Origin of the sequence: Streptomyces sp. NBC_00433 (genome assembly GCA_036015235.1) — a bacterium.
In the GTDB taxonomy this organism is placed as follows: Bacteria; Actinomycetota; Actinomycetes; order Streptomycetales; family Streptomycetaceae; genus Actinacidiphila.
Map to the genome: position 1 here is coordinate 7,424,061 of CP107926.1, position 20,933 is coordinate 7,444,993.

The window sequence follows — 20,933 nt, forward strand, 5'->3', positions numbered from 1 at the left end:
GCACCGAATCCGCGTCCGTGCGGCGCCGAGCGGGCGTCGCGTCACGGGTCGTGTCACAGATACAGACCGTCAGCGGCCTGCGCGGGGACCGGGAGCGCGGAGGTCGTACCGCGGCGCAGGGCGTACAGCTCGGCGAGCGTGGCGCCGTCGCGGCCGACGCCCTCCGGTGTGCCCAGCCAGTTCACGGCCTCGTCGCGGTTGAGCGGGCCGACCTCGATCCTGGCCAGGCAGCGGCCCGGGCGGACCACCGCGGGGTGCAGGCGCTCCAGGTCCTCGTTGGTGGTGATGCCCACCAGCACATTGCGGCCCTGGCCGAGCAGGCCGTCGGTGAGATTCAGCAGCCGGGACAGCGCCTGGCCGGTCTGGTGCTTGGCCTGACCGCGAATCAGCTCGTCGCAGTCCTCCAGCAGCAGCAGCCGCCAGCGGCCGCCCGCGCTGCCGTCGTCCTCGCCGATCGCGATGTCCATCAGATAGCCGACGTCGTTGAACAGCCGCTCGGGGTCGAGGACGCAGTCGACCTGGCACCAGTCCCGCCAGGAGCGCGCCAGCGTGCGCAGCGCCGACGTCTTGCCGGTGCCGGGCGGGCCGTGCAGGAGCAGCAGCCTGCCGGTGATGTCGTCCACGGTGAGCTTCATCAGGCCGTCCATCGCCTCGGCGACCGGCGCGGTGTAATTGCCGCGCAGCTCCTCCCAGGTGGCGGCGGAGATCTGCCGGGTGGTGCGGTGCGGCCCGCGGCGCGGCGAGACGTACCAGAAACCCATCGTGACGCTCTCCGGCTCCGGCTCCGGCTCGTCCTCCGCGCCGTCCACCGACGACTTGAGCACCTGCTCGGCGAGGTCGTCGGTGACGGCCGCCACCGTGACGTCGGCGCCGCGATTCCAGCGGGAGACCAGGATCGTCCAGCCGTCGCCCTCGGCCAGGGTGGCACTGCGGTCCTTGTCGCGGGCCTGCCGCATGACGGTGGCGCCCGGCGGCAGCAGAGTGAGCCCGGACTTGACGGTGTCCAGCGACGCGCCCCGGGCGAAGGGGTGCTCGCCCGAGGTGAAGCGGCCGAGGAAGAGCGCGTCCACCACGTCGGACGGCGAGTCGCTGTCGTCCAGCCGCAGATGGATGGGAAGGGCGCGGTGCGGTGCGGTCGGCTCGGCTGCCCTGCCCGTTCCTGATCCGGTGGTGGGCGGCACTTGCCTCCTCGGTTCACGGGGTGTCGCGGACATGTGTCCATGATCGGGCACCCGCGCCCTTTTGGCCCAGTCTTTTTCCGTTCGGGTACGGCGCACTCGGACGCCCGCCCGCCCGTGGTCAGCGGCGCCGGAAGAACAGGTGTACGGTTCCTGCCACTGTTCGACTGCGGAACCCGGAGCGCGTCAACACCCTTGAGATGACGGTGAATCGGGCATCCGGGTCGGACGGGGGATGCGCACGTGACGTGGCGGGGCGATAGGGTTAGCCTGCCCGTGCCGGGTGCCCTCGTCAGGGTGGGGAGAGTCATGGAACAGATAGCGATGCACGGCAGGCCCAGAGTGCCTGCCATCAGTGCGGGAACGGGTGCGTCCAGTGCGCGTCTCGACCGGCATCTGGCGATACTGGCCGGGCCGGCCCTGCCGCAGCGCGAGACCGAGGAAGCGACCGTGCTGATGCGGGAGCTGACCTCGCGCAACACCGTCCACACCACGGCGAATCGTGGTGCCCGGGTCTCGCTCTTCGCCCCGCTGCGCCGGCTGCGCAGATCGCTCTTCGGCAACCGCCGCTGAGCGGTCCTCGCTGATCGCGCTGCTCTCCCGCGGTGCCTCGGTGCGCCCTCGTCCCCACCGCCGCCTCGGCCGTGCCCGCCTCTCCCCGCCGGCCGGCCCCGCGGCTCCGGACTCCGGTGTCCCGCTGCCCTCACACCAGCGCGAACTGACCGTCAGGTCCCTCCTCACGGTGGTCGAGTACGGACGCCGGCCTGCGCCTGGCCGCCGGCACCGGCAGCACTCCGGCGTCCCGCAGTGCCGTCGCGGTGACGGTGCGCCCCGGCCGCTCCGACAGCCGGCCGGCCAGGGCGTGCCGTGCCGCGTCCAGGTCGGCGAGCAGGGTCAGGACGCTGACCACCTCCAGCAGATCCGAGGTGCAGGACCGGGTCCAGCGCGGCGGCCGCAGCGCCTCCAGCGAACCCGGTGCGCCCACCGCCGTACGCCGCTCCCACCACGCGTCGAGCACCCGCACTCCGCCGGCCGTACGGTCCCAGGCGGCGGGGGACACCGGGGAGATCCGGCCTTCCCCGATCCGCAGTTCGCGCTGGTCGCGGTCGTACTCCAGCTCTTCCGCGCCCGGCGCCGCGGGCAGCGGCGCCCGGACGTAGGGCCGGCTGCCGCCGGGCAGCCGCGGCGCACCCGGGTCGCGCCCGGTGGCCGGGTCGGCGAACCGGGCGCCGCGGGTGTGCAGCCACAGCAGCCGGCCGCCCAGCGCGAGGCCGGTCCGCCAGTCGCCGGGGTCGGCGGGGAAGGGCACCTCGCTGCCGCCGGGTGCGGGCCGCGCCGCGGCGGCGACCCAGGCCAGCACGTCCCGCGCGGTGACGCCGGTGCCCAGCCGCTCCGACAGCAGTTCGACCAGACCGGGCGCCAGGTTGGGGTCCCGGCCGCCCGGCTGCCGGAAGAGCGGGCGTATCCGGCCGGGGCGGCCCGCGGGGGACCGGCCGTCGGGCAGCAGCGCGCAGAAGGCCACGGCCGGCTCGCGCACCTCGGGCAGATACGCCTGCTCCACCGCGAAGACCTGCTCGTCGTCGAGCACCCGCCACAACTCGGGCCGTGCGGCGTCGATCAGCCGGTGGTCGGGTATCAGCCACTGCCGGTCGTGGGCGCCGTGCTGGACCAGGACCGGCTCGGGGCAGCGGCCGTCCTCCCGGGCCAGCGCGGTGGTCGGGGTGCGGTGGCCGGGCAGTTGCGCGACCCGGCTGTGCAGTCCGCGTGCCCGGGTGGGGTGCAGCAGCGCGGCCCGCTCCGCCTCGCCCCGCTCGGCGGTGAGCAGCGCCCAGCGCTCCCGCAGCGTGGCGGCGTCCGGCGCCATGGGCCAGCCGCGGCCGATCCGCAGCGGGCGCACGGACCACGGCATCACATCGTGCAGCAAAGGCGCGTCGTCGCTCACCGCATTCATGCTACTGACGCCGCTCAGCGCGCCTCCATGGTCACGGTGAAGGAGAACCGGTCGCCCCGGTAGTGGATGCGCACCACGTCCACCGCCCGGCCCGACTCGTCGTAGGTGACCCCGGTGTAGTGCAGGATCGGGCTCAGCAGCGGCACCTGGAGCAGCCGGGCGGTCTCCGGGACCGCCAGCCGCGCCTCCACGGTGTCGGTGATCCGGCTGATCCTGACCCCCAGCACATCACGCAGCACCTTCGTCATCGGCCAGCGCTCCAGGTCCGCCAGATCGATCCTGGCGGCCAGCTCCGGCCGGACGAAATTCTCCGCCCAGTTGGTGGGCTCGCCCGACTCGTCGCAGCGCAGCCGCCGGTAGGCGACCGCCTCCGTCAGATCGGGGAAGTGCTCGCCCATCTCCGGCGGCAGCGGCGCGGGCCCGTGCTGGAGGACCGCGGTGCGCCCGCCGGACTGCTGGGCCACGATCGCGTCGACCGAGCCGAGCAGCTTGACCGGGGCGCCGCGCAGCGCGGCCGGCTCGATGAAGGTGCCGCGCCTGCGGTGCCGCGATATCAGGCCCTCCTCCTCCAGCTCCTTCAGCGCCTGGCGCATGGTGAGCACGCTGACGCCGTAGTGCCCGGCGAGGTCGTCCTCGGTCGGCAGCCGCAGCGGGTCCTCCGGCCGGCGGCCCAGTATCGAGGCGCGCAGCGACTGGGAGACCTGATACCACAGCGGCAGCTTGCGGTTCAGGACCAGGGAGTCGGGGGCGAAGGAGGTCATGGCCGTCACAGCGGGAAGTTTCTCGCAAGCCCCTCCCACACCGTGTCGTAGCCCTGCTGGCGATGGCCCGCCGACAGGGCGAAGTCGGTGGGCACGACCGGCCAGCGGGTCTCGAACATGAAAGCCAGCCCGTCGTCGACCCGCTGGGGGACCAGCTCCGCGGTGCTGGCCCGGTCGAAGGTGGTCCGGTCCGGGCCGTGCGCCGACATCATGTTGTGCAGCGAGGCGCCGCCGGGCACGAAGCCCTCGGCCTTGGCGTCGTAGGCGCCCTCGACCAGGCCCATGAACTCCGACATCACATTGCGGTGGAAATACGGCGGCCGGAAGGTGTCCTCGCCGACCAGCCAGCGCGGCGCGAAGACCACGAAGTCCGCGCCGGCGAGCCCCGGGGTGTCGGACGGCGAGGTCAGCACGGTGAAGATCGACGGGTCGGGGTGGTCGTAGCTGATGGACCCCAGCACGTTGAACCGGCGCAGGTCGTAGAGATACGGCACATGGCTGCCGTGCCAGGCGACCACGTCGAGCGGCGAGTGGCTGTAGCGCGCCGACCACAGATTGCCGCCGAATTTGTTGATGACGTCGGTCTCCTCGTCGCCGTCCTCATAGGCGGCGACCGGGGCGAGGAAATCCCTGGCGTTCGCCAGCCCGTTGGCGCCGATGGGGCCCAGCTCGGGCAGTTGGAAGGGCCGCCCGTAGTTCTCGCACACATAGCCGCGGGCGGTGCCGTCCGGCAGGTCGACCCGGAAGCGGATCCCGCGCGGGACCAGCGCGACCTGGCCCGGCTCGGCGCGCAGCAGCCCCAGCTCGGTCCGCAGCAGCAGCGCGCCCTCCTGCGGCACGATCAGGAACTCCCCGTCGGAGGAGGAGAACACCCGGCCCCGCATCGAGTGGTTGGCCGCATACCAGTGGATGCCGATGCCCTCGCGGCGCAGCACGTCGCCATTCCCGCCGACGGTGGCCAGGCCCTGCACGAAGTCGGTCGGCTCGGCGGGCAGCGGCAGCGGGCCCCAGCGCAGCCGGTTCGGATCGGGCTCCACGTCCTGGAATGGGCCGCTGCGCAGCGACCCGTTCGGCACCCGGTGGAAAGGGGGGTGCGCGGCGGACGGCCGGATCCGGTAGAGCCAGCTGCGCCGGTTGTGCGCGCGCGGCTCGGTGAAGGCGGTGCCGCTCAACTGCTCGGCATACAGCCCGAAGGGGGCGCGCTGCGGCGCATTGCGCCCGACCGGCAGCGCGCCGGGCACGGCCTCGCTGCTGTGCTCGTTCCCGAAGCCCGCCGAATAGTCGAGGCCCCTGCCGTCCTGGCCGATGTCCATGATCCGCTCCCCGCGTCGTCGTCCTGATTCCTATGCTGAACCATAGGAATCAGGACGGCAACCCCCGCCTCAGGCCTGTGGACAACCCGCGGACCCGGCCGCGATATCCCTGCTCAGCGCCCGTATCGTCGCCGCGGCGATCACCGCGTGGCCGCGCGCGGAGGCGTGCACGAGGTCGGCGCTGTAGAGGTCGCGGTCGCCGACCGCGGGGTGGTCGTACATCTCGACCAGCACCGCCCCCCGCCGCCGTGCGGCCTCGCGGACGATGCCGTTGAGCAGCGCGACGCCCTCCTCCAGCGGCCCGCCGCGCAGTTCGGGCACCGCCGCGGCCACATTCGCCAGCGCGAAGGCGACCAGCGTGGTGCCGGGGGTGGCGAGCCGGCGGAAGAGCAGGTCCATCTCGCGGGCGACCGCGGCGGGGGAGAAGCCGGGCAGCAGCAGGTCGTTGCCACCGCAGACCACCGCGACCAGGTCGGGCGCCAAGGCGGCGGCCCGGTCCGCCTGCTCGGCGCGCACCTGGGCGGTGGTCAGGCCGCGCAGGCCGAGGTTGGCGTAGACCGCGTCGGGCGCGACGCGGCGCAACGCCTCCGCGGTCCGGTCCGCCCAGGACGCCGTGCGGTAGCCGCGCAGCGGGTCTCCCAGGCCCTCGGCGAGGCTGTCGCCCACCACGGCGAAGCGCCGCCAGGGCGCGCCGCGCAGCAGTTCCGCGCCCTCGCCGTCGCCCAGGCAGTGCGGGTCGGCGGCCTCCGCGGGGTAGGCGGCGGCCCAGCCGGCGGCGGGCCGCGGGGCGGCGCCCCATGCGCTGATCACGTCAGGACTCCTTCGCCAGGGTGCGGGCCATGGCCAGGCCCACCAGGGCAGCGACCACGGCCAGCGCGCCGCAGACGGCGAAGACGTCGCGATACGCCTGCGGTCCTGCGATCCCGTGCGCGGCGATCACCGACGCGGTGGCCGCGATGCCCAGGGAACCGCCCAGCTGCCGCGCCGTGGTGGTCATGCCGACCCCGGAGGCGAACTGCCGCGGTGGCAGCGACCTGGCGGCCGCGGTGGACAGCGCGGTCAGGGCGGCGCCGAAGGCCGCGCCGCCGACCAGGCCCATCGGCAGCCACAGCGTCAGGAAGCGGGTGTCCGTACCCAGGTCGAGATACGCCCACACATCCATGGCGGCGAAGGCGGCCATGGAAACCGCGACCACGGCCGGGAGTTGGTGCGGCCTGGCCCGCTTGCCCACCGCGACGGCGGCGATCGCCGAGGTCAGTGCGCCCGGGGTGACGGCGAAGCCGGCTTTGAGCACCGAGTAGTGCCACACGGTGGTCAGGAACAGCGGGCTGCTCAGGAGCCAGCCGAAGAGGGCCGCGCCGGTGAAGGCCGCGGCGGCCGAGGCGACCGCGAAGGTGCGGTTGCGGAAGAGGGCGGTCTCGACGGCGGGTGCGGCATGCCGCGTGGAGCGGACCAGGGCGACGGCGATCAGGGCGGCGCCGCCCGCCACGGTCGCCACCGTGGCCGCGCCGGTCCAGCCCCAGTCGCTGCCCTTGGTGAGCCCGAGCACCAGCAGGGCGATGCCCGCCGTGACCGTGAGGGTGCCCAGCGGGTCGGGGAGCCGCCGCTGCGCCCCGGTGAACTCGGGCAGGTCGCGTATCCCGGCGAGGACGAGGGCCGCGCCCACCGGCACGTTGATCAGGAAGACGGCCCGCCAGCCGAAGGCGTCGACCAGGACGCCGCCGAGCGCGGGCCCGGCCGCGGTGGCCATCGAGCCCGCCGCTCCCCAGGCGCCTATCGCCGCGGGGAGGCGCTGCGGCGGGGTCGTGGCGAGCAGCAGGCCGAGCGCGGCCGGGATCATGCCCGCGGCGGTCGCGCCCTGAAGTGCGCGGGCGGTGATCAGCCACGGCAGATCCGGCGCGCAGGCGCACAGCGCGGACGCCACCGTGAAGCCGGCCAGCGAGGACAGGAAGAGCTTCTTGCGGCCGAAGGCGTCGGCGATCCGGCCGGCGGGCGTCAGCAGCGCGGCGAAGAGCACCGCGTAGCTGCTGACCACCCACGACAGGTCGGAGACCCGGTCGCCGGGGAAGCCCGCGGCGAGGTCGGGGAAGGCGACGTTGACAACGGTGGTGTCGAGGAAGGCGATGAAGGTCGCCCCCGCGCTGAGCAGCAGCACGACGCCGGGTCGCGCGCCGGTGCCGCCCGCGGACGGCGGGTCCGCCGCGGGCGGTGCGGAAGAGGTGGAAGCGGGTGAGGACATGGCAGTCCTTGCCTCGTCGAGTAACATACTGACGGTATGAAACATACATACCGAAGGTATGTGACTGTCAACCACCGGCTTTGGCTAGGGTGGACAGCGGATCGACGAGAACGGGGGCAGCGCGGCGCGGACACCGGCGCCGCAGGCCGGCAGGACAGGAGGGTGGCCGTGGCGACAGCGCGTACGGCGACAGACAGCGGCGAGCGGCGGCCGCGCGTACGCCCGACCCAGCGCGAACGCTCCGACGCGACCGTCGAGGACCTGCTGAAGGCCGCGCGGACGCTCTTCGCGACCGCCGGCTACGCGGCCACCTCGCTGGACGCCGTCTGCGAGCGCGCCGGTGTGACCAAGGGCGCGCTCTACCACCACTTCGCCGGCAAGAAGCAGCTCTTCAGTGCCGTCTACACCCGCGAGCAGGAACGCCTCTCCGCCCGTATCACCGCCGCCTACACGGCGCTCGCCGCCGACCCGTGGGAAGCGGTCTTCGCGGGCTCCCGCGCCTACCTGGAGGCCGCGCTCGACCCCGAGGTGCAGCGCATCACGCTCTTCGACGCGCCCGGCGCCCTGGGCTGGGAGGCCATGCGGGACCTGGGCGTCAACTGCCGCGAGCTGACCCACAAGGGCATCGCACGGGCCATCAGGAAGGGCGCCATCCCCGAACGCCCCGCCGACCCGCTGACCTCGATGCTCTACGGCGGCCTCAGCGAGAGCGCCATGGCGATCGTCAGGACCGCCGACCCGCAGGCGGCGCTGCGCGACGCGCTCGCCGACCTGCGCAAGCTCTTCGACGCGCTCGCCGCCGGGAACTGACCGCGGATGGCGGGCACTACGGGCGCACCCGGAGCCGACGGCGGCCTGCTGCGCCGCGCGCCCGTGCAGCGGCGCAGCACCGAGCGGCTGGAGCGGATCCTGGACGCCTGCGCCCAACTCCTCGACGAGGCCGGCTACGAGCGGCTCAGCACCAGGGCGGTCGCCGCCCGAGCCGGGGTGCCGATCGGCTCGGTCTACCGCTTCTTCGCCGACAAGCGCGCGATGGCCGACGCGCTCGCCCACCGCAATCTGGACGACTTCCTCGACCGGACCGCGGCGCGGCTGGCCGAGCCGGGCTCCGGCGACGGCTGGCGTGCCGCCGTCGAGGTGCTGGTCGACGAATACACCGCGATGAAGCGCACCGCCCCCGGCTTCGCCCTGCTGGACTTCGGTGTGCCCGGCGAGAGCAACCACGACCTCGCCGAGCGGCTGCCCGCCCTGCTCGGCGACCGGCTCACCACCGACCCTTCCGACCCGCGGCTGCGGCTCGCGCTGGTGGTCGCCGTCGAGGCCGCGGACGCCGCGCTCCGGCTGGCCTTCCGCACCGACCCGGCGGGCGACCCCCGGGTCGTCGCCGAGACCCAGCGGCTGGTCCTGGCCTATCTGGCGACGGTTCTCGACTGACCGCGGCCGCCCCGGGACGGCTGTCAGTACCGCCGAGTAGTGTCGTTGTCAGTACCGATCGGTAATGTCGAAGACGAACGCGCGCCACTGCCGCCGCCGTCCAGGGGGAGTCACCGATGACCCGTACCGCTCTGCGTATCTGCCCGCTGTGCGAGGCCACCTGCGGCCTCGTCCTGACGATCGACCAGGAGCGGGTCACGCACGCCCGCGGCGACCGCGACGACGTCTTCAGCGCCGGCTTCGTCTGCCCGAAGGGCGCCTCCTTCGGCGCGCTCGACGCCGACCCCGACCGGCTCACCCGGCCGCTGGTGCGCAGGGAGGGCCGGCTGGCCGAGGCGAGCTGGGCCGAGGCCTTCGAGGCCGTCGCGGCGGGCATCGGCGCGGTCAGCGGCGCGCACGGCGGCGAGGCCGTCGGCCTGGTCCTGGGCAATCCCAACGTCCATACGATGGCCGGCGCGCTCTACCCCGCGCAGTTGGTCGGGGCGCTGCGCACCCGCAGCGTCTTCACCGCCAGCACCCTGGACCAGATGCCCAAGCACGTCAGCTCCGGCTACCTGTTCGGCGACCCCAACGCGATCCCCGTGCCCGACCTCGACCGCACCGACCACCTGGTGCTCATCGGCGCCAACCCGCTGGTCTCCAACGGCAGCCTGGCCACCGCGGCCGACTTCCCCGGCAAGCTCAAGGCGCTGCGGCGGCGCGGCGGACGGCTGGTCGTCATCGACCCCAACCGCACCAGGACCGCCGCGGCGGCCGACCGCCATGTGGCACCCAGGCCGGGCACGGACGCGGCACTGCTCTTCGCCATGGTGCAGGTGCTGTTCGCCGAAGGGCTCACCGACCCGGGCCCCCTGGCACCACACCTCAGCGGCGTGGCGGAGGTCCGCGACCTCGCCGCGGACTTCACCCCCGAGGCGGTCGCCGCATATTGCGACGTTCCCGCCGAGGACATCCGCACCCTGGCAAGGGAGCTTGCCGCCGCCGAGCGGGCCGCGGTCTACGGGCGGCTGGGCAGCACCGCCGTCGAATTCGGCACCCTGGCGAGCTGGCTGGTCGACGTGCTCAATGTGCTGACAGGGAATCTGGACCGGCCCGGCGGCGCGATGTTCCCGCTCTCGGCCACCGCAAGAGCGCCCCGGCCGCCCCGCCCCGGCAAGGGCTTCACCACCGGGCGGTGGCGCAGCCGCGTGTCGGGCCACCCCGAGGTCAAGGGCGAACTGCCCACCGCGGCCCTCGCCGAGGAGATCGACACGCCGGGGGAGGGCCGCCTGCGCGCGCTGATCGTGGTGGCGTCCAACCCGGTGCTCTCCGCGCCCGACGGCCTGCGCACGGACCGCGCCCTGGCCGGGCTGGACTTCATGGTCAGCGTCGACCCGTATCTCAACGAGACGTCACGGCACGCCCATGTCGTCCTGCCGCCGCCCCCGCCGGCACGCAGCGCGCACTACGACTTCGCCTTCAGCACGCTCGCGGTGCGCAACACCGTCCGCTACAGCCGGCCCGCCGTGCCGCTCGCCGCCGGCGCACCGGACGAGCCGGAGATCCTGGCCCGGCTGATCCTCGCGGTCCTCGGCCAGGGCGGCCCCGACGCCGACCCGGCGCTGGTCGACGGCCAGGCGATCGCGCGCAGGCTCGGCTCCGAGACCGCCGATCCGCACTCCCCGGTCCACGGCAGGGACGCCGCGGAAGTGGCCGCGCTGCTCGGCGGGCGCACCGGCTACGAGCGGCGGCTCGACCTGATGCTGCGGCTCGGCCCCTACGGCGACGGCTTCGGCGCCGACCCGGAAGGCCTCACCCTGGCCCGGCTCCTCGACCACCCGCACGGCATCGACCTGGGACCGCTGGGCCCGCGGCTGCCCCATGTGCTGCGCACCGCTTCCGGCACCGTCGAGCTGGCCGCGCCGCCGATCGCCGCCGATGTGCCGCGCCTTCGCGCCGCGGTGGCCGACGGCGCCGACGGGCGGTCGCTGGTCCTGATCGGGCGCCGCCACCTGCGGTCGAACAACAGCTGGATGCACAATGTGCCGGTCCTGACCGGCGGCAGCAACCGCTGCACCGCTCAGCTGCACCCCGAGGACGCCGCGAGGCTCGGCCTGGGGGAGGGCGCGCTCGCCCGCATCAAGGGCGACGGCGGCGAGATCACCGCGCCGGTCGAGATCACCGACACGCTGCGCCGCGGCGTGGTGTGCCTGCCGCACGGCTGGGGCCACGACCGCACCGGCACCCGGCTGACCGCCGCCTCCCGCGAACCCGGGGTCAATGTCAACCAGCTGCTTGACGGCAGCCGCCTCGACCCGCTGTCCGGCACGGCGGTGCTCAACGGCTTCCCGATACAGGTGGAGGCGGCCGGCTGACCGGCACACCCTCATCACGGTGGACGGGACCGCAGAGCTGTCACAGCGGGCCTGCGGCCGGCCTGCGCACCCGTGCCCGGCCCACGGGTGACCGAGGGCATACGACGGGCCCTGGCAAGGTAAAACTATCGGCGCTAGTTTGGGCGTCGGACGCAGTGGCGACTCGGAAGGCGGCAGGTGGACGGCATGGCTGACGACGGTGGCACGGACACGGCGGATACTTCGGACCCGGCGGGCGCTGTAGGCGGCGCGGGTCGGGCGGGGGACGCAGGCCAGGTGGGCGGCGCGGCGCGTGCGGGCGGCGCGGGCCAGGTGGGCGGCGGGGCCGGGATCCACCGCGGGCGGGAGGCGCTCTTCATCGGCGGCGCATGGCGGCCCGCCGCCGCCGACGGCACGATCGACGTCGTGAATCCGGCCACCGAGCAGGTCATCGGGCGCGTGCCGGCCGGCACCGCGCAGGACGTGGACGCCGCAGTGAGCGCCGCCCGCGCGGCGCTGCCCGGCTGGGCGGCCACCCCGCCGGAGGCGCGCGCCGCCGTCCTCGGCGCCGCCCGCGACCTGCTCGCAGCGCGCCGGGAGGAGGTCGCCGCCACCGTGTCGGCGGAGCTGGGCGCGCCGATGGCCTTCGCCACCGCCGTGCACGCCGACCTCCCCACCGCGGTGATGGCCTCCTACGCCGAGCTGGCCGCGGCCCACCCCTTCGAGGAGCGGGTCGGCAATTCCCGGGTGCTCCAGGAGCCGGTCGGCGTGGTGGGCGCGATCACGCCGTGGAATTACCCGCTGCACCAGATCGTCGCCAAGGTCGCCCCCGCGCTCGCCGCCGGCTGCACGGTGGTGCTCAAGCCCGCCGAGGACACCCCGCTGGTGGCGCAGCTCTTCACCGACATCCTGGCCGCGGCGGGACTGCCCGCCGGAGTCTTCAACCTGGTCACCGGACTCGGCCCGGTCGCGGGCCAGGCGCTCGCCGAGCACCCGGGCGTGGACCTGGTGTCCTTCACCGGCTCCACCGCGGTCGGGCGGCAGATCGGCGCCACGGCGGGCGCCGCCGTCAAGCGCGTCGCCCTGGAGTTGGGCGGCAAGTCGGCGAACGTGATCCTGCCGGGCGCCGACCTGGCCCGCGCCGTCAACGTCGGGCTGGCCAACGTCTTCGCGAACTCCGGCCAGACGTGCAGCGCCTGGACACGGATACTGGTCGACGCCGCGCGCTACGACGAAGCCGTCGCCATAGCCACGGCCGCCGCGGCCAAGTACGTGCCGGGCGACCGGCTCGGCCCGGTCGTCAATGCCAAGCAGCGCGACCGGGTGCGCGGGTACATCCTGCGCGGCCTCGACGAGGGTGCCAGGATCGTGGCGGGCGGCCCCGAGGCCCCCGAGGGCCTGGAGACCGGCTACTACGTCCGGCCCACCGTCTTCGCCGACGTCGAGCCCGGTATGGCGATCGCCCAGGAGGAGATTTTCGGCCCGGTCGTCGTCATGATCCGCTACGACGACGAGGAGGACGCGCTGCGGATCGCCAACGGCACGGTCTACGGGCTGGCGGGCGCGGTCTGGGGCGCCGACGAGGAGTCCGCCGTCGCCTTCGCCCGCCGGATGGACACCGGCCAGGTGGACATCAACGGCGGCCGGTTCAACCCGCGGGCGCCCTTCGGCGGCTACAAGCAGTCCGGGGTCGGCCGCGAGCTGGGCGCGCACGGCCTGGCCGAATACCTCCAGACGAAGTCGCTGCAGTTCTGACGTCCGGGGCGGCCCTGGGGCGGCCCGTAACACCGGCCCGTAACACCGGCCGGGGACCCGCACAGGACCCGCGCCCGGCACCCGTACGACTGACGTACCGACGTCAACCGACGTACCGACGTCAACCGACGTACCGACGTCAACCGACGTACCGACAAAACGACACATCGCCGAACCGGTCAGGAGACCCCGTGGTCCGCGCAGCCGTCCTGCCAGCCGTCAACGCGCCGCTGGTCGTCACCGAGATCGACCTGCCGGAGCCGGGCCCCGGCCAGGTGCGGGTACGGCTCGCCGCCGCGGGGGTCTGCCACTCCGACCTCTCGCTGTCCGACGGCACCCTCCGCCAGCCCGTCCCGGCCGTGCTCGGCCACGAGGGCGCCGGCACGGTCGTCGCCGTCGGCGAGGGCGTCGGCCGGGTGGCACCCGGCGACAAGGTGGTGCTCAACTGGGCGCCCGCCTGCGGCAGCTGCCATTTCTGCGGGCTCGGCGAAGTGTGGCTGTGCGCCAACTCCGGCAATGCCGCGGCGGTCCCCTACGCCACCCTCGCCGCCGACGGCAGCGCGCTGCACCCGGGCCTGGGCACCGCCGTCTTCGCCGAGGAGACCGTGGTCGCCGCCGGGGCCGTCCTCCCGCTGCCCGACGGTGTGCCGCTGACCGACGCGGCCCTGCTCGGCTGCGCGGTGCTCACCGGCTACGGAGCGGTGCACCATTCCGCGGCCGTACGTCCCGGCGAGTCGGTGGCCGTCTACGGCGTGGGCGGGGTCGGTCTCGCGGTGCTGCAGTCCGCCAGGATCGCGGGCGCGGAGCGGATCATCGCCGTCGATGTCGCGCCCGGCAAGGAGGAGTTGGCGATCGCCGCAGGTGCCACCGACTTCGTCGTCGCGGGCGAGGACACGGCCAAGCGGGTCCGCGGCCTCACCGGCGGCCATGGCGCCGACGTCGCCGTCGAGTGCGTGGGCCGGGCCGACACCATCCGCACCGCCTGGTCGTCCACGCGGCGCGGCGGGCGTACGACCGTGGTCGGGATCGGCGGCCAGGACCAGAAAGTCACCTTCTCCGCGCTGGAGCTGTTCTACTTCGGCCGGACGTTGTCGGGGTGTGTGTACGGCAACTGCGACCCGGCGCGGGATCTCCCCGTCCTCGCCGGGCACGTACGCGAGGGCCGCCTCGACCTGTCCGGCATGGTCACCGAGCACATAGGCCTCGACGGCATCCCCGCCGCGTTCGAGGCGATGACCGCGGGCCGCGGCGGCAGGGCGCTGGTCGTCTTCTGACCGCCCGCCCGGTGGCCCCAGGGAACCGACCCCGTGGGCCGATCCGCGAGGCCCTACGCCCCGCCCACCCTCGCCAGCCACGCCTTGTGCGCCCCGCCGAAGGGCCCCCGGGCCTCCGCGACCGCGTCCATCAGCCAGTCGGCCGAATCCTGGGCCGCGGCGATCACATCGGCCGGGTAGCCGTAGCGCACCTGGTGCTCGGCGAATTCGTCCTCGTCGACCAGGATCGGCTGCGACGTGGCGCGCTTGAGCAGCACATCGAGGTCGAGGTCGACCATGGTGACCTCGTCCGGCGACGGCCAGCGCGGCGGGGTGGTGATGTCGCAGTAGATCTCGGTTCTTCGCGGTGCCCCGTTGAAGGTCGCCGTCCACCACGCCTCGCGCGGGAAGAGCAGCACATGGGCCTCGGAGATCGACACCTCGGGGCTGTGGCCCTTGCGCATCACGCTGTCCGCGGGCAGGCCCAGCCAGATCCCGTGCTCGTCCTCGCCGAGGTGGCGCATCCGCAGATTCCAGTGCAATGTGCCGTCGTATTTGCGGTAGTTGACTTGGACGAGCCGCTGCGCGCCCGCCGGAGCTGAATCCGTTGTCGACATGGCGCCATCCTGCCAGGCGCCACCGGCCCCGCGTCAGCCGCCGGCGGCTCCTCAGCCGCTGGCCGCTTGTCAGCTGTCGGCGTCCGCGACCGCGTCCGCATATTGCAGCGCCAGGCCGTCGAGCAGCGCCCGCAGGCCGGTCTCGAAGGCGCCCTCGTCGACCCGTTCCCGGTTCCTGGCCAGGAGGTGGGCCTGCCCCAGGTGCGGGTAGTCGGCGGGGTCGTAGGCGTCCGCGTCTCCCACGAAGCCGCCCGCGAAGGAGCCGAGCGCGGAGCCCGTGACGAAATACCGCATCAGGGCGCCGATCCGGGTGGCCTGGGCAGGCGGCCAGCCCGCCTCGACCATGCCGCCGAAGACGGCGTCGGCCATCCGCAGGCCCGCCGGACGCAGGCCGGGGCCGGTGGCGAGGAAGGGGACGATGTTCGGGTGCTCGGTCAGGGCCGCGCGATAGGAGCGGCCCCAGTCGAGCAGTGCCTGCCGCCAGTTCCGGCCGCCGCTGAACATCGACAGGTCGACCTGGTCGACCACCGCGTCCGCGACCGCGTCGAGTATCGCCTCCTTGGTGGCGAAGTGGTTGTAGAGCGACGGCCCGCTGACCCCGAGTTCCGCCGCCAGCCGCCGGGTGGACAGCGCCGCCAGGCCCTCGCCGTCGATGAGCGCGAGCGCCGCCGTCACGATGCGGTCGCGGCTGAGCAGGGGCTTGCGGGGGCGGGCCATGCGGCACATAGTAGGGGCTGCCCGCTGAAAACTAGCGGTGGTAGTTTCGAGCGGGCGCGAGCGCGTCCAGTACCCCGGACGAGCCCCGTCCGGAACCCGGTGCGAACGCCGTCCAGATATCGGTGCGGCATGAGGGCAACCCGATGGCGGGTGCGGTGAGGGAGCGGAAATGGCAGTGGATTTCGGGCTGTCGGCGGAGCAGTCCGCCGTCAAGGCCCTGGCCAGGGACTTCGCCGACCGCGAGGTCGCCCCCCATGCCGCGGAGTGGGACCGCGCGGAGGCCGTGGACCGCGCGATCGTCAAGAAGCTCGGCGCGGTCGGCTTCCTCGGCCTGACCATTGCCGAGGAATACGGCGGCTCCGGCGGCGACCACCTGGCGTATTGCCTGGTCACCGAGGAGCTGGGCCGCGCGGACTCGTCCGTGCGCGGCATCATGTCGGTCTCCCTCGGCCTGGTCGCCAAGTCGATCGCGCACTGGGGCACCGAGCGGCAGAAGCGGGCCTGGCTGCCGCGGCTGGCCTCGGGCGAGGCGATCGGCTGCTTCGGCCTCACCGAGCCGGGCACCGGTTCCGACGCGGCGAACCTGACCACCCGCGCGGTGCGCGACGGGGACGCGTACGTCATCACCGGCGGCAAGACCTTCATCACCAACGGGACCTGGGCCGACGTCGTGCTGCTCTTCGCCCGCACCGGCGGCGCCGGGGACGGGCACCGCGGCGTCAGCGCCTTCCTGGTGCCCACCGACACGCCGGGCCTCACCCGCCGCGCCATCCACGGCAAGCTCGGCCTTCGCGGCCAGCCGACGGCCGAGATCGTGCTGGACGGTGCGCGGGTGCCCGCGGACACCCTGCTCGGGCCCGAGGGCAAGGGCTTCTCGGTGGCGATGTCGGCGCTGGCCAAGGGTCGGATGTCGGTCGCGGCAGGCTGTGTCGGCATCGCACAGGCGTGCCTGGACGCGGCGGTCGGGTACGCCGGGCAGCGCGAGCAGTTCGGGGTGCCGATCGCGGGGCACCAGCTGGTGCAGGAGATGCTCGCCGACATCGCGGTCGACGTGGCCACCTCGCGGCTGCTGACCTGGCAGGTCGCCGACCTGATCGACCGCGGGCAGCCGTTCGCGACCGAGTCGTCGCTGGCCAAGCTGCACGCCGGCGAGGCCGCGGTGCGCTGTGCGAACAACGCGCTCCAGGTCTTCGGCGGCTACGGCTACATCGACGACTACCCGGTCGGCAAGCTGCTGCGGGACGCCCGCGTGATGACCCTTTACGAGGGCACGAGCCAGATACACAAGCTGCTGATCGGCCGGTCGCTCACCGGTGTGTCGGCCTTCTGAGCGGACGGCACGGAGGCTAAGCGCTTGCTCACCCGGCAGGTAGGGTGTGACCCTGTCAACCGACCGGGTCAGAGGAGCGTGCGATGAGTGCGGAGGCGGCAACCGGCGAGGCGTGGGAGGACATCACCCCCGACGCCGCCAGGCGGCTGGTGATCGCCGCGGTCCAGGCGTTCGCCGAACGCGGCTACCACGCCACCACCACCCGGGACATCGCGGGCCGGGCCGGGATGAGCCCGGCGGCGCTCTACATCCACTACAAGACCAAGGAAGAGCTGCTCTACCAGATCAGCCGGGTCGGCCATCAGCGCTCGCTCGGCATGCTCTGCGAGGCGCGGGACGGCGACGGCGGCGCGGCCGACCGGCTCGCCGCGGCCGTACGCGCCTTCGTCCGCTGGCACGCCGAGCACCACACCACCGGGCGGGTGGTGCAGTACGAACTCGGCGCGCTCGCCCCCGACCACTACGCCGAGATCGTCGCGCTGCGGCGGCGGAGCGAGGAGGCGATCCGCACGATCGTCGCCGAGGGGGTGGCCGCGGGGGACTTCGACGTGCCCGAGGTGCCCGGAACCACGCTGGCCGTCCTGTCGCTGTGCATCGACGTGGCCCGCTGGTTCAACCCGGCCGGCCGGCGTACGCCCGACGAGGTCGGCGCGCTCTACGCCGACCTGGTGCTGCGGATGGTCCGCGCGGGGGGCGGGCCCGTGGACGACCAGGACGGGGCCGACCCGGGCGGGCACGGCCTGCAGGCCCTTCCCGACCTCCCGGCCGAGCAGGGGTAGGCCCCGGGCCCCAGTCAGAGGCGCCGGAGGTGCCGGAGGCGCCGGAGGTGTCAGAGGTAGAAGCGGGCCACCGTCTCGGCCACGCACACCGGCTTGTCGCCGCCCTCGCGTTCGATCGTCACCCGGGTCACCAGTTGCAGGCCGCCCCCGACCTCGGTCAGCTCCGCCACCACCGCGGTCGCCCGCAGCCGGGAGCCGACCGGGACGGGGGAGGGGAAGCGCACCTTGTTGACGCCGTAGTTGACGCCCATCCGCACGCCGTCGACCCGGAAGAGCCGCGGGGTCAGCGACGGGATGAGCGACAACGTCAGGAAGCCGTGCGCGATCGTCGTACCGAACGGGCCCTCGGCCGCGCGCTCCGGGTCGACATGGATCCACTGGTGGTCACCGGTCGCCTCGGCGAAGGCGTCGATGCGCTTCTGGTCGATCTCCAGCCAGTCCGTCCAGCCGAGCTGCTCGCCGACGGCGGCCCGCAGCTCGTCGGGCGAAGCGAAGACGCGGGGCTGCTGGGACATGGTCGAGGCCTCCGGGGTCATAGGTTTCCAAGCGCTTGCTCAGCATGATTCCGGTGACCCCCGCTGTCAACGCCGCCGCACTCCCGCCGTGTCCGGTCGTACGCCCGCCGCGTCCGGCACGCCGCGCACGTCCGCGAGCAGCGCGTTCAGCGCGGGCCGCAGTGCCGCCAGCCGGTCCATCTGGGCCGTCTGGGCCGGGATGTCGAGGACCGCTATGCGCAGGATCAGATGCCGCGCCCCCTCGGCCACATAGCGCCCCAGCTTCTCCACCACCGCCTCCGGCGTGCCCGCCGCCACCGCCTGGATCGTCTCCATCTCCTCGACCGGCAGCCCGTAGTTGGCCCGCGCGTACGAGTCCAGGGCCGCGCGCCCGCCGTCCGCCGCGTCCGTGATCAAGGTGTTCACGAACAGCGCCGGAGTGATCGGGGCGTCACCGCGGCCCGCCTCGCCCGCGGCGGTGCGGATCGCGGCCAGCCCCGTACCGAAGTCGGCCGGGTCCGGGGGATAGGGCATCCAGCCGTCGTAGAGGCGCCCGGTGCGGGCCAGCGCGGCCGGGGTGGCGCCGCCGAGCCACACCGGCGGGCCGCCCGGGCGGAAGGCGCGGGTGCCGGGCGCGATGTCGTCGAAGTGCAGCACCTCGCCGTGGTAAGACACCGGTCCCTCGCCGCTCCACAGCCGGCGCCACAGCTCCACGGTCTCGTCCAGCCGCCGGAAGCGCCGCGGCCACGGGGTGCCGGCCATCGCGTAGACCGGCTGCCCGAAGCGGCCGGGGAAGCCGGCGCCGACGCCCAGCACCAGCCGCCCGCCGGACAGCAGGTCGACCGAGGCGATGGTCTGCGCGGCCTGGACGGGCGTGCGCAGCGCGGGCAGCAGGGCCCCGGTGCCCAGCGTCACGCGCCCGGTCACGGCGGCGAGCGCGGCCAGCACGGTGAGCGCTTCGAGGCGGGGGGTGAGCAGCGAGTCGGTGGCCCACAGCGAGTCGAAGCCGGTGCGTTCGGCGCGCACCCCGAAGGAGACGACCTCCCGGGGGTCGGTGTGCCCGCTCCACTGGGCCTTCGTGCTGGGCACGAAGACGCCCATCCGTACGGCCTCGACGGCCGAGCCGCTGGTGCTTTCGGTGTTCTCGGTGAACGTGCTTGTCATACGGCCGAGGGTGCGCGGCCGCGGGCATCGCCTCAATTCCCGGCAGGGAATGGCCGCCGCCCGCCCACCGGGTTAGAAAGGAGCCGTGGACGCCCCTCGGACCCTCGCCCCGGCCGCCGCGCAGCCCTTCCCGCAGGCGCTGCGTGCCAGCCGCAGCCGCCGCCGGCTGAGCCAGCTGGAGCTGGCGCTGCGCGCGGGCACCACCCAGCGGCACATCAGCTTCATCGAGAACGGCAGGTCGGCGCCGGGGCGCGCGCTGGTCGCCAGGATCGCCGACTCGCTCGCGCTGCCGCTACGGGAGCGCAACGGCCTGCTGCTGGCCGCCGGATACGCGCCGGTGCACCCGCAGCGCGACCTCGACGATCCGGCGCTGGCCCCGGCGCTCGAAGCGCTCGACCACATCCTGACCGGGCACCTGCCCTATCCGGCGATCATCGTGGACCGCTACGGGGAGCTGGTCGGCGCCAACTCCGCCTTCGGGGTGATGACCGAGGGCGCCGACCCCGCGCTGCTCGGGCCGCGGGCGAACATCCTGCGGCTGGCGCTGCATCCGGCGGGCATGGCGCCGCGGATCCGCAACTTCCCGCAGTGGGCCCGCCATGTCATCGAGGCGCTGCGCGAGGAGCAGCGGCGCAATCCGGACGACCGGCTGGCGGCTCTGCACGACGAACTCGCCGGCTATGTACCGCCGCTGACGCCGGCGCCGGGTGCCGCGACAGGGCAGGGCGCGGGCGCCGACGCGGTGCTGGGCTTCACCGTGCCCATGCAGCTGGATTCGGCCGGCCGCGGGCTGCTGCGGCTGATGACCACCGTCGCGGTCTTCGCCACCGCGGCCGACGTCACCATTGCCGAGCTGAAGCTGGAGGCCTTCCTGCCGGCCGACCGCGCCACGGCGGACGCCCTGCGAAAGGATGCCTGAAGGACCGGCGGGAGAGCCGGGCACATGACCGAGGAGCCGTATGAGCCTGCGCCACCACGAGATCGCCGAATCCCGCCACCGCATCCTCAATCCCATCACCGAGGAGAAGCTGATGCTGCTCGGTGACATCTGCCGGCTGGAGCTCGGGCAGCGGCAGCTCGACCTGGCGTGCGGCAAGGGCGAGATGCTCACCCGGTGGGCGCAGAAGTACGGCACCGGCGGGGTCGGCGTCGACCTCAGTGAGGTCTTCCTGACCGCGGCCAGGGAGCGGGCGGCCGAACTCGGCGTCTCCGAAAGGGTGAGTTTCGAGCGCGGCGACGCAGGAGCCTACAAGGCGGAGCCCGGCGCCTACGACGTGGCGTCCTGCATCGGCGCCACCTGGATCGGCGGCGGCCTGGCCGGGACGATCGACCTGCTGCGCCCCGCCCTGCGGCCCGGCGGCCTGATGCTGATCGGCGAGCCGTACTGGACGGAGCCGCCCCCCGGACGCGGCCGACATGCGCGCCTTCCTCGACCACGCCCGCCGCGCGCATCTGGAGTGGAACCGCCGCTATGTGGGCTGGGGCGTGTTCGTGCTGCGCGCGGCCGGCTGAGCGCGCGCACGTACCGGCCGAGTTGTGAGGAAACCGAAAACCTGACGCATGTTCATCTTCCGGGGGCGGTGTACCGGCGGTAACCTCCGCGCACCGGCTTCCG

The 20,933-nt window shown here is 73.9% G+C and carries 20 protein-coding genes; 10 read left to right on the top strand and 10 right to left on the bottom strand.

Annotated features, from left to right (window positions below):
- Nucleotides 1-53 precede the first annotated feature (53 nt).
- Nucleotides 54-1,214 (bottom strand): DUF5925 domain-containing protein, encoded by a 1,161-nt coding sequence (locus tag OG900_31745; GenBank protein ID WUH94255.1) that lies wholly within the window; start codon nt 1,212-1,214, stop codon nt 54-56.
- Between the two features lie 273 nt (nt 1,215-1,487).
- Between OG900_31745 and OG900_31750 the strand changes: the two genes are divergently transcribed.
- Nucleotides 1,488-1,751 (top strand): hypothetical protein, encoded by a 264-nt coding sequence (locus tag OG900_31750; GenBank protein WUH94256.1) that lies wholly within the window; start codon nt 1,488-1,490, stop codon nt 1,749-1,751.
- Nucleotides 1,752-1,881: 130 nt separating this feature from the next.
- Here the strand turns inward: OG900_31750 and OG900_31755 are convergent, their stop codons facing one another.
- The 5 genes from OG900_31755 to OG900_31775 all read right to left on the bottom strand — a co-directional run bounded on the left by OG900_31755 (nt 1,882) and on the right by OG900_31775 (nt 7,442).
- Nucleotides 1,882-3,129 carry a DNA methyltransferase gene (locus tag OG900_31755; protein WUH94257.1) on the bottom strand — a complete coding sequence of 416 codons (1,248 nt, stop codon included), beginning with the start codon at nt 3,127-3,129 and terminating at the stop codon, nt 1,882-1,884.
- Nucleotides 3,130-3,143: 14 nt separating this feature from the next.
- Entirely contained in the window at nt 3,144-3,890 is a 747-nt protein-coding gene (locus OG900_31760; GenBank protein ID WUH96002.1) for a GntR family transcriptional regulator, read from the bottom strand.
- A gap of 5 nt (nt 3,891-3,895) precedes the next feature.
- A complete protein-coding gene (gene hmgA / locus OG900_31765) occupies nt 3,896-5,203 on the bottom strand; it encodes a homogentisate 1,2-dioxygenase (GenBank protein WUH94258.1) in 1,308 nt (435 codons plus the stop codon).
- Nucleotides 5,204-5,272: 69 nt separating this feature from the next.
- Nucleotides 5,273-6,013 (bottom strand): SGNH/GDSL hydrolase family protein, encoded by a 741-nt coding sequence (locus OG900_31770; protein ID WUH94259.1) that lies wholly within the window; start codon nt 6,011-6,013, stop codon nt 5,273-5,275.
- Between the two features lies 1 nt (nt 6,014).
- On the bottom strand, nt 6,015-7,442 hold the full coding sequence (locus OG900_31775) for a DHA2 family efflux MFS transporter permease subunit (protein WUH94260.1): 1,428 nt from the start codon (nt 7,440-7,442) through the stop codon (nt 6,015-6,017).
- A gap of 168 nt (nt 7,443-7,610) precedes the next feature.
- Here OG900_31775 and OG900_31780 point away from each other — a divergent pair, with 168 nt between their 5' ends.
- From OG900_31780 to OG900_31800, 5 genes are all read left to right on the top strand, one after another.
- Complete coding sequence (locus OG900_31780) at nt 7,611-8,252, top strand: TetR family transcriptional regulator (GenBank protein ID WUH94261.1); 642 nt, start codon at nt 7,611-7,613, stop codon at nt 8,250-8,252.
- A gap of 6 nt (nt 8,253-8,258) precedes the next feature.
- The gene (locus OG900_31785) at nt 8,259-8,876 is read left to right on the top strand and encodes a TetR/AcrR family transcriptional regulator (protein WUH94262.1); all 618 of its coding nucleotides are present in this window, start codon (nt 8,259-8,261) and stop codon (nt 8,874-8,876) included.
- A 116-nt stretch (nt 8,877-8,992) separates the two neighbouring features.
- A complete protein-coding gene (locus tag OG900_31790) occupies nt 8,993-11,230 on the top strand; it encodes a molybdopterin-dependent oxidoreductase (GenBank protein WUH94263.1) in 2,238 nt (745 codons plus the stop codon).
- Nucleotides 11,231-11,416: 186 nt separating this feature from the next.
- Nucleotides 11,417-12,964 (top strand): aldehyde dehydrogenase family protein, encoded by a 1,548-nt coding sequence (locus OG900_31795; protein WUH94264.1) that lies wholly within the window; start codon nt 11,417-11,419, stop codon nt 12,962-12,964.
- Nucleotides 12,965-13,155: 191 nt separating this feature from the next.
- Complete coding sequence (locus OG900_31800) at nt 13,156-14,238, top strand: zinc-binding dehydrogenase (protein WUH94265.1); 1,083 nt, start codon at nt 13,156-13,158, stop codon at nt 14,236-14,238.
- Nucleotides 14,239-14,291: 53 nt separating this feature from the next.
- On the opposite strand, the gene OG900_31805 is transcribed toward OG900_31800, so the two are convergent.
- Entirely contained in the window at nt 14,292-14,834 is a 543-nt protein-coding gene (locus tag OG900_31805) for a DUF402 domain-containing protein (protein ID WUH94266.1), read from the bottom strand.
- A 69-nt stretch (nt 14,835-14,903) separates the two neighbouring features.
- On the bottom strand, nt 14,904-15,551 hold the full coding sequence (locus OG900_31810; GenBank protein ID WUH94267.1) for a TetR/AcrR family transcriptional regulator C-terminal domain-containing protein: 648 nt from the start codon (nt 15,549-15,551) through the stop codon (nt 14,904-14,906).
- Nucleotides 15,552-15,726: 175 nt separating this feature from the next.
- Between OG900_31810 and OG900_31815 the strand changes: the two genes are divergently transcribed.
- On the top strand, nt 15,727-16,881 hold the full coding sequence (locus tag OG900_31815; protein WUH96003.1) for an acyl-CoA dehydrogenase family protein: 1,155 nt from the start codon (nt 15,727-15,729) through the stop codon (nt 16,879-16,881).
- 83 nt (nt 16,882-16,964) lie between these two features.
- Nucleotides 16,965-17,660, top strand: coding sequence for a TetR/AcrR family transcriptional regulator (locus OG900_31820; GenBank protein WUH94268.1), 696 nt, complete (start codon nt 16,965-16,967; stop codon nt 17,658-17,660).
- 50 nt (nt 17,661-17,710) lie between these two features.
- On the opposite strand, the gene OG900_31825 is transcribed toward OG900_31820, so the two are convergent.
- Nucleotides 17,711-18,175 carry a MaoC family dehydratase gene (locus tag OG900_31825; GenBank protein ID WUH94269.1) on the bottom strand — a complete coding sequence of 155 codons (465 nt, stop codon included), beginning with the start codon at nt 18,173-18,175 and terminating at the stop codon, nt 17,711-17,713.
- 66 nt (nt 18,176-18,241) lie between these two features.
- Nucleotides 18,242-19,318 (bottom strand): LLM class flavin-dependent oxidoreductase, encoded by a 1,077-nt coding sequence (locus OG900_31830; GenBank protein WUH94270.1) that lies wholly within the window; start codon nt 19,316-19,318, stop codon nt 18,242-18,244.
- Nucleotides 19,319-19,403: 85 nt separating this feature from the next.
- On the opposite strand from OG900_31830, the gene OG900_31835 reads away from it, so the two are divergent.
- Nucleotides 19,404-20,237 (top strand): helix-turn-helix domain-containing protein, encoded by an 834-nt coding sequence (locus OG900_31835; GenBank protein WUH94271.1) that lies wholly within the window; start codon nt 19,404-19,406, stop codon nt 20,235-20,237.
- Between the two features lie 40 nt (nt 20,238-20,277).
- Nucleotides 20,278-20,913, top strand: coding sequence for a class I SAM-dependent methyltransferase (locus tag OG900_31840; GenBank protein WUH94272.1), 636 nt, complete (start codon nt 20,278-20,280; stop codon nt 20,911-20,913).
- The last annotated feature ends 20 nt before the right edge of the window (nt 20,914-20,933 follow it).

Excerpts from the sequence above, each read along its gene's own strand:
- OG900_31745 (WUH94255.1), bottom strand. The coding sequence starts at position 1,214 with ATGTCCGCGACACCCCGTGAACCGAGGAGGCAAGTGCCGCCCACCACC.
- OG900_31750 (WUH94256.1), top strand. The coding sequence starts at position 1,488 with ATGGAACAGATAGCGATGCACGGCAGGCCCAGAGTGCCTGCCATCAGT.
- OG900_31755 (WUH94257.1), bottom strand. The coding sequence starts at position 3,129 with ATGAATGCGGTGAGCGACGACGCGCCTTTGCTGCACGATGTGATGCCG.
- OG900_31760 (WUH96002.1), bottom strand. The coding sequence starts at position 3,890 with ATGACCTCCTTCGCCCCCGACTCCCTGGTCCTGAACCGCAAGCTGCCG.
- hmgA (WUH94258.1), bottom strand. The coding sequence starts at position 5,203 with ATGGACATCGGCCAGGACGGCAGGGGCCTCGACTATTCGGCGGGCTTC.
- OG900_31775 (WUH94260.1), bottom strand. The coding sequence starts at position 7,442 with ATGTCCTCACCCGCTTCCACCTCTTCCGCACCGCCCGCGGCGGACCCG.
- OG900_31785 (WUH94262.1), top strand. The coding sequence starts at position 8,259 with ATGGCGGGCACTACGGGCGCACCCGGAGCCGACGGCGGCCTGCTGCGC.
- OG900_31790 (WUH94263.1), top strand. The coding sequence starts at position 8,993 with ATGACCCGTACCGCTCTGCGTATCTGCCCGCTGTGCGAGGCCACCTGC.
- OG900_31795 (WUH94264.1), top strand. The coding sequence starts at position 11,417 with ATGGCTGACGACGGTGGCACGGACACGGCGGATACTTCGGACCCGGCG.
- OG900_31805 (WUH94266.1), bottom strand. The coding sequence starts at position 14,834 with ATGTCGACAACGGATTCAGCTCCGGCGGGCGCGCAGCGGCTCGTCCAA.
- OG900_31810 (WUH94267.1), bottom strand. The coding sequence starts at position 15,551 with ATGGCCCGCCCCCGCAAGCCCCTGCTCAGCCGCGACCGCATCGTGACG.
- OG900_31820 (WUH94268.1), top strand. The coding sequence starts at position 16,965 with ATGAGTGCGGAGGCGGCAACCGGCGAGGCGTGGGAGGACATCACCCCC.
- OG900_31825 (WUH94269.1), bottom strand. The coding sequence starts at position 18,175 with ATGTCCCAGCAGCCCCGCGTCTTCGCTTCGCCCGACGAGCTGCGGGCC.
- OG900_31830 (WUH94270.1), bottom strand. The coding sequence starts at position 19,318 with ATGACAAGCACGTTCACCGAGAACACCGAAAGCACCAGCGGCTCGGCC.
- OG900_31840 (WUH94272.1), top strand. The coding sequence starts at position 20,278 with ATGAGCCTGCGCCACCACGAGATCGCCGAATCCCGCCACCGCATCCTC.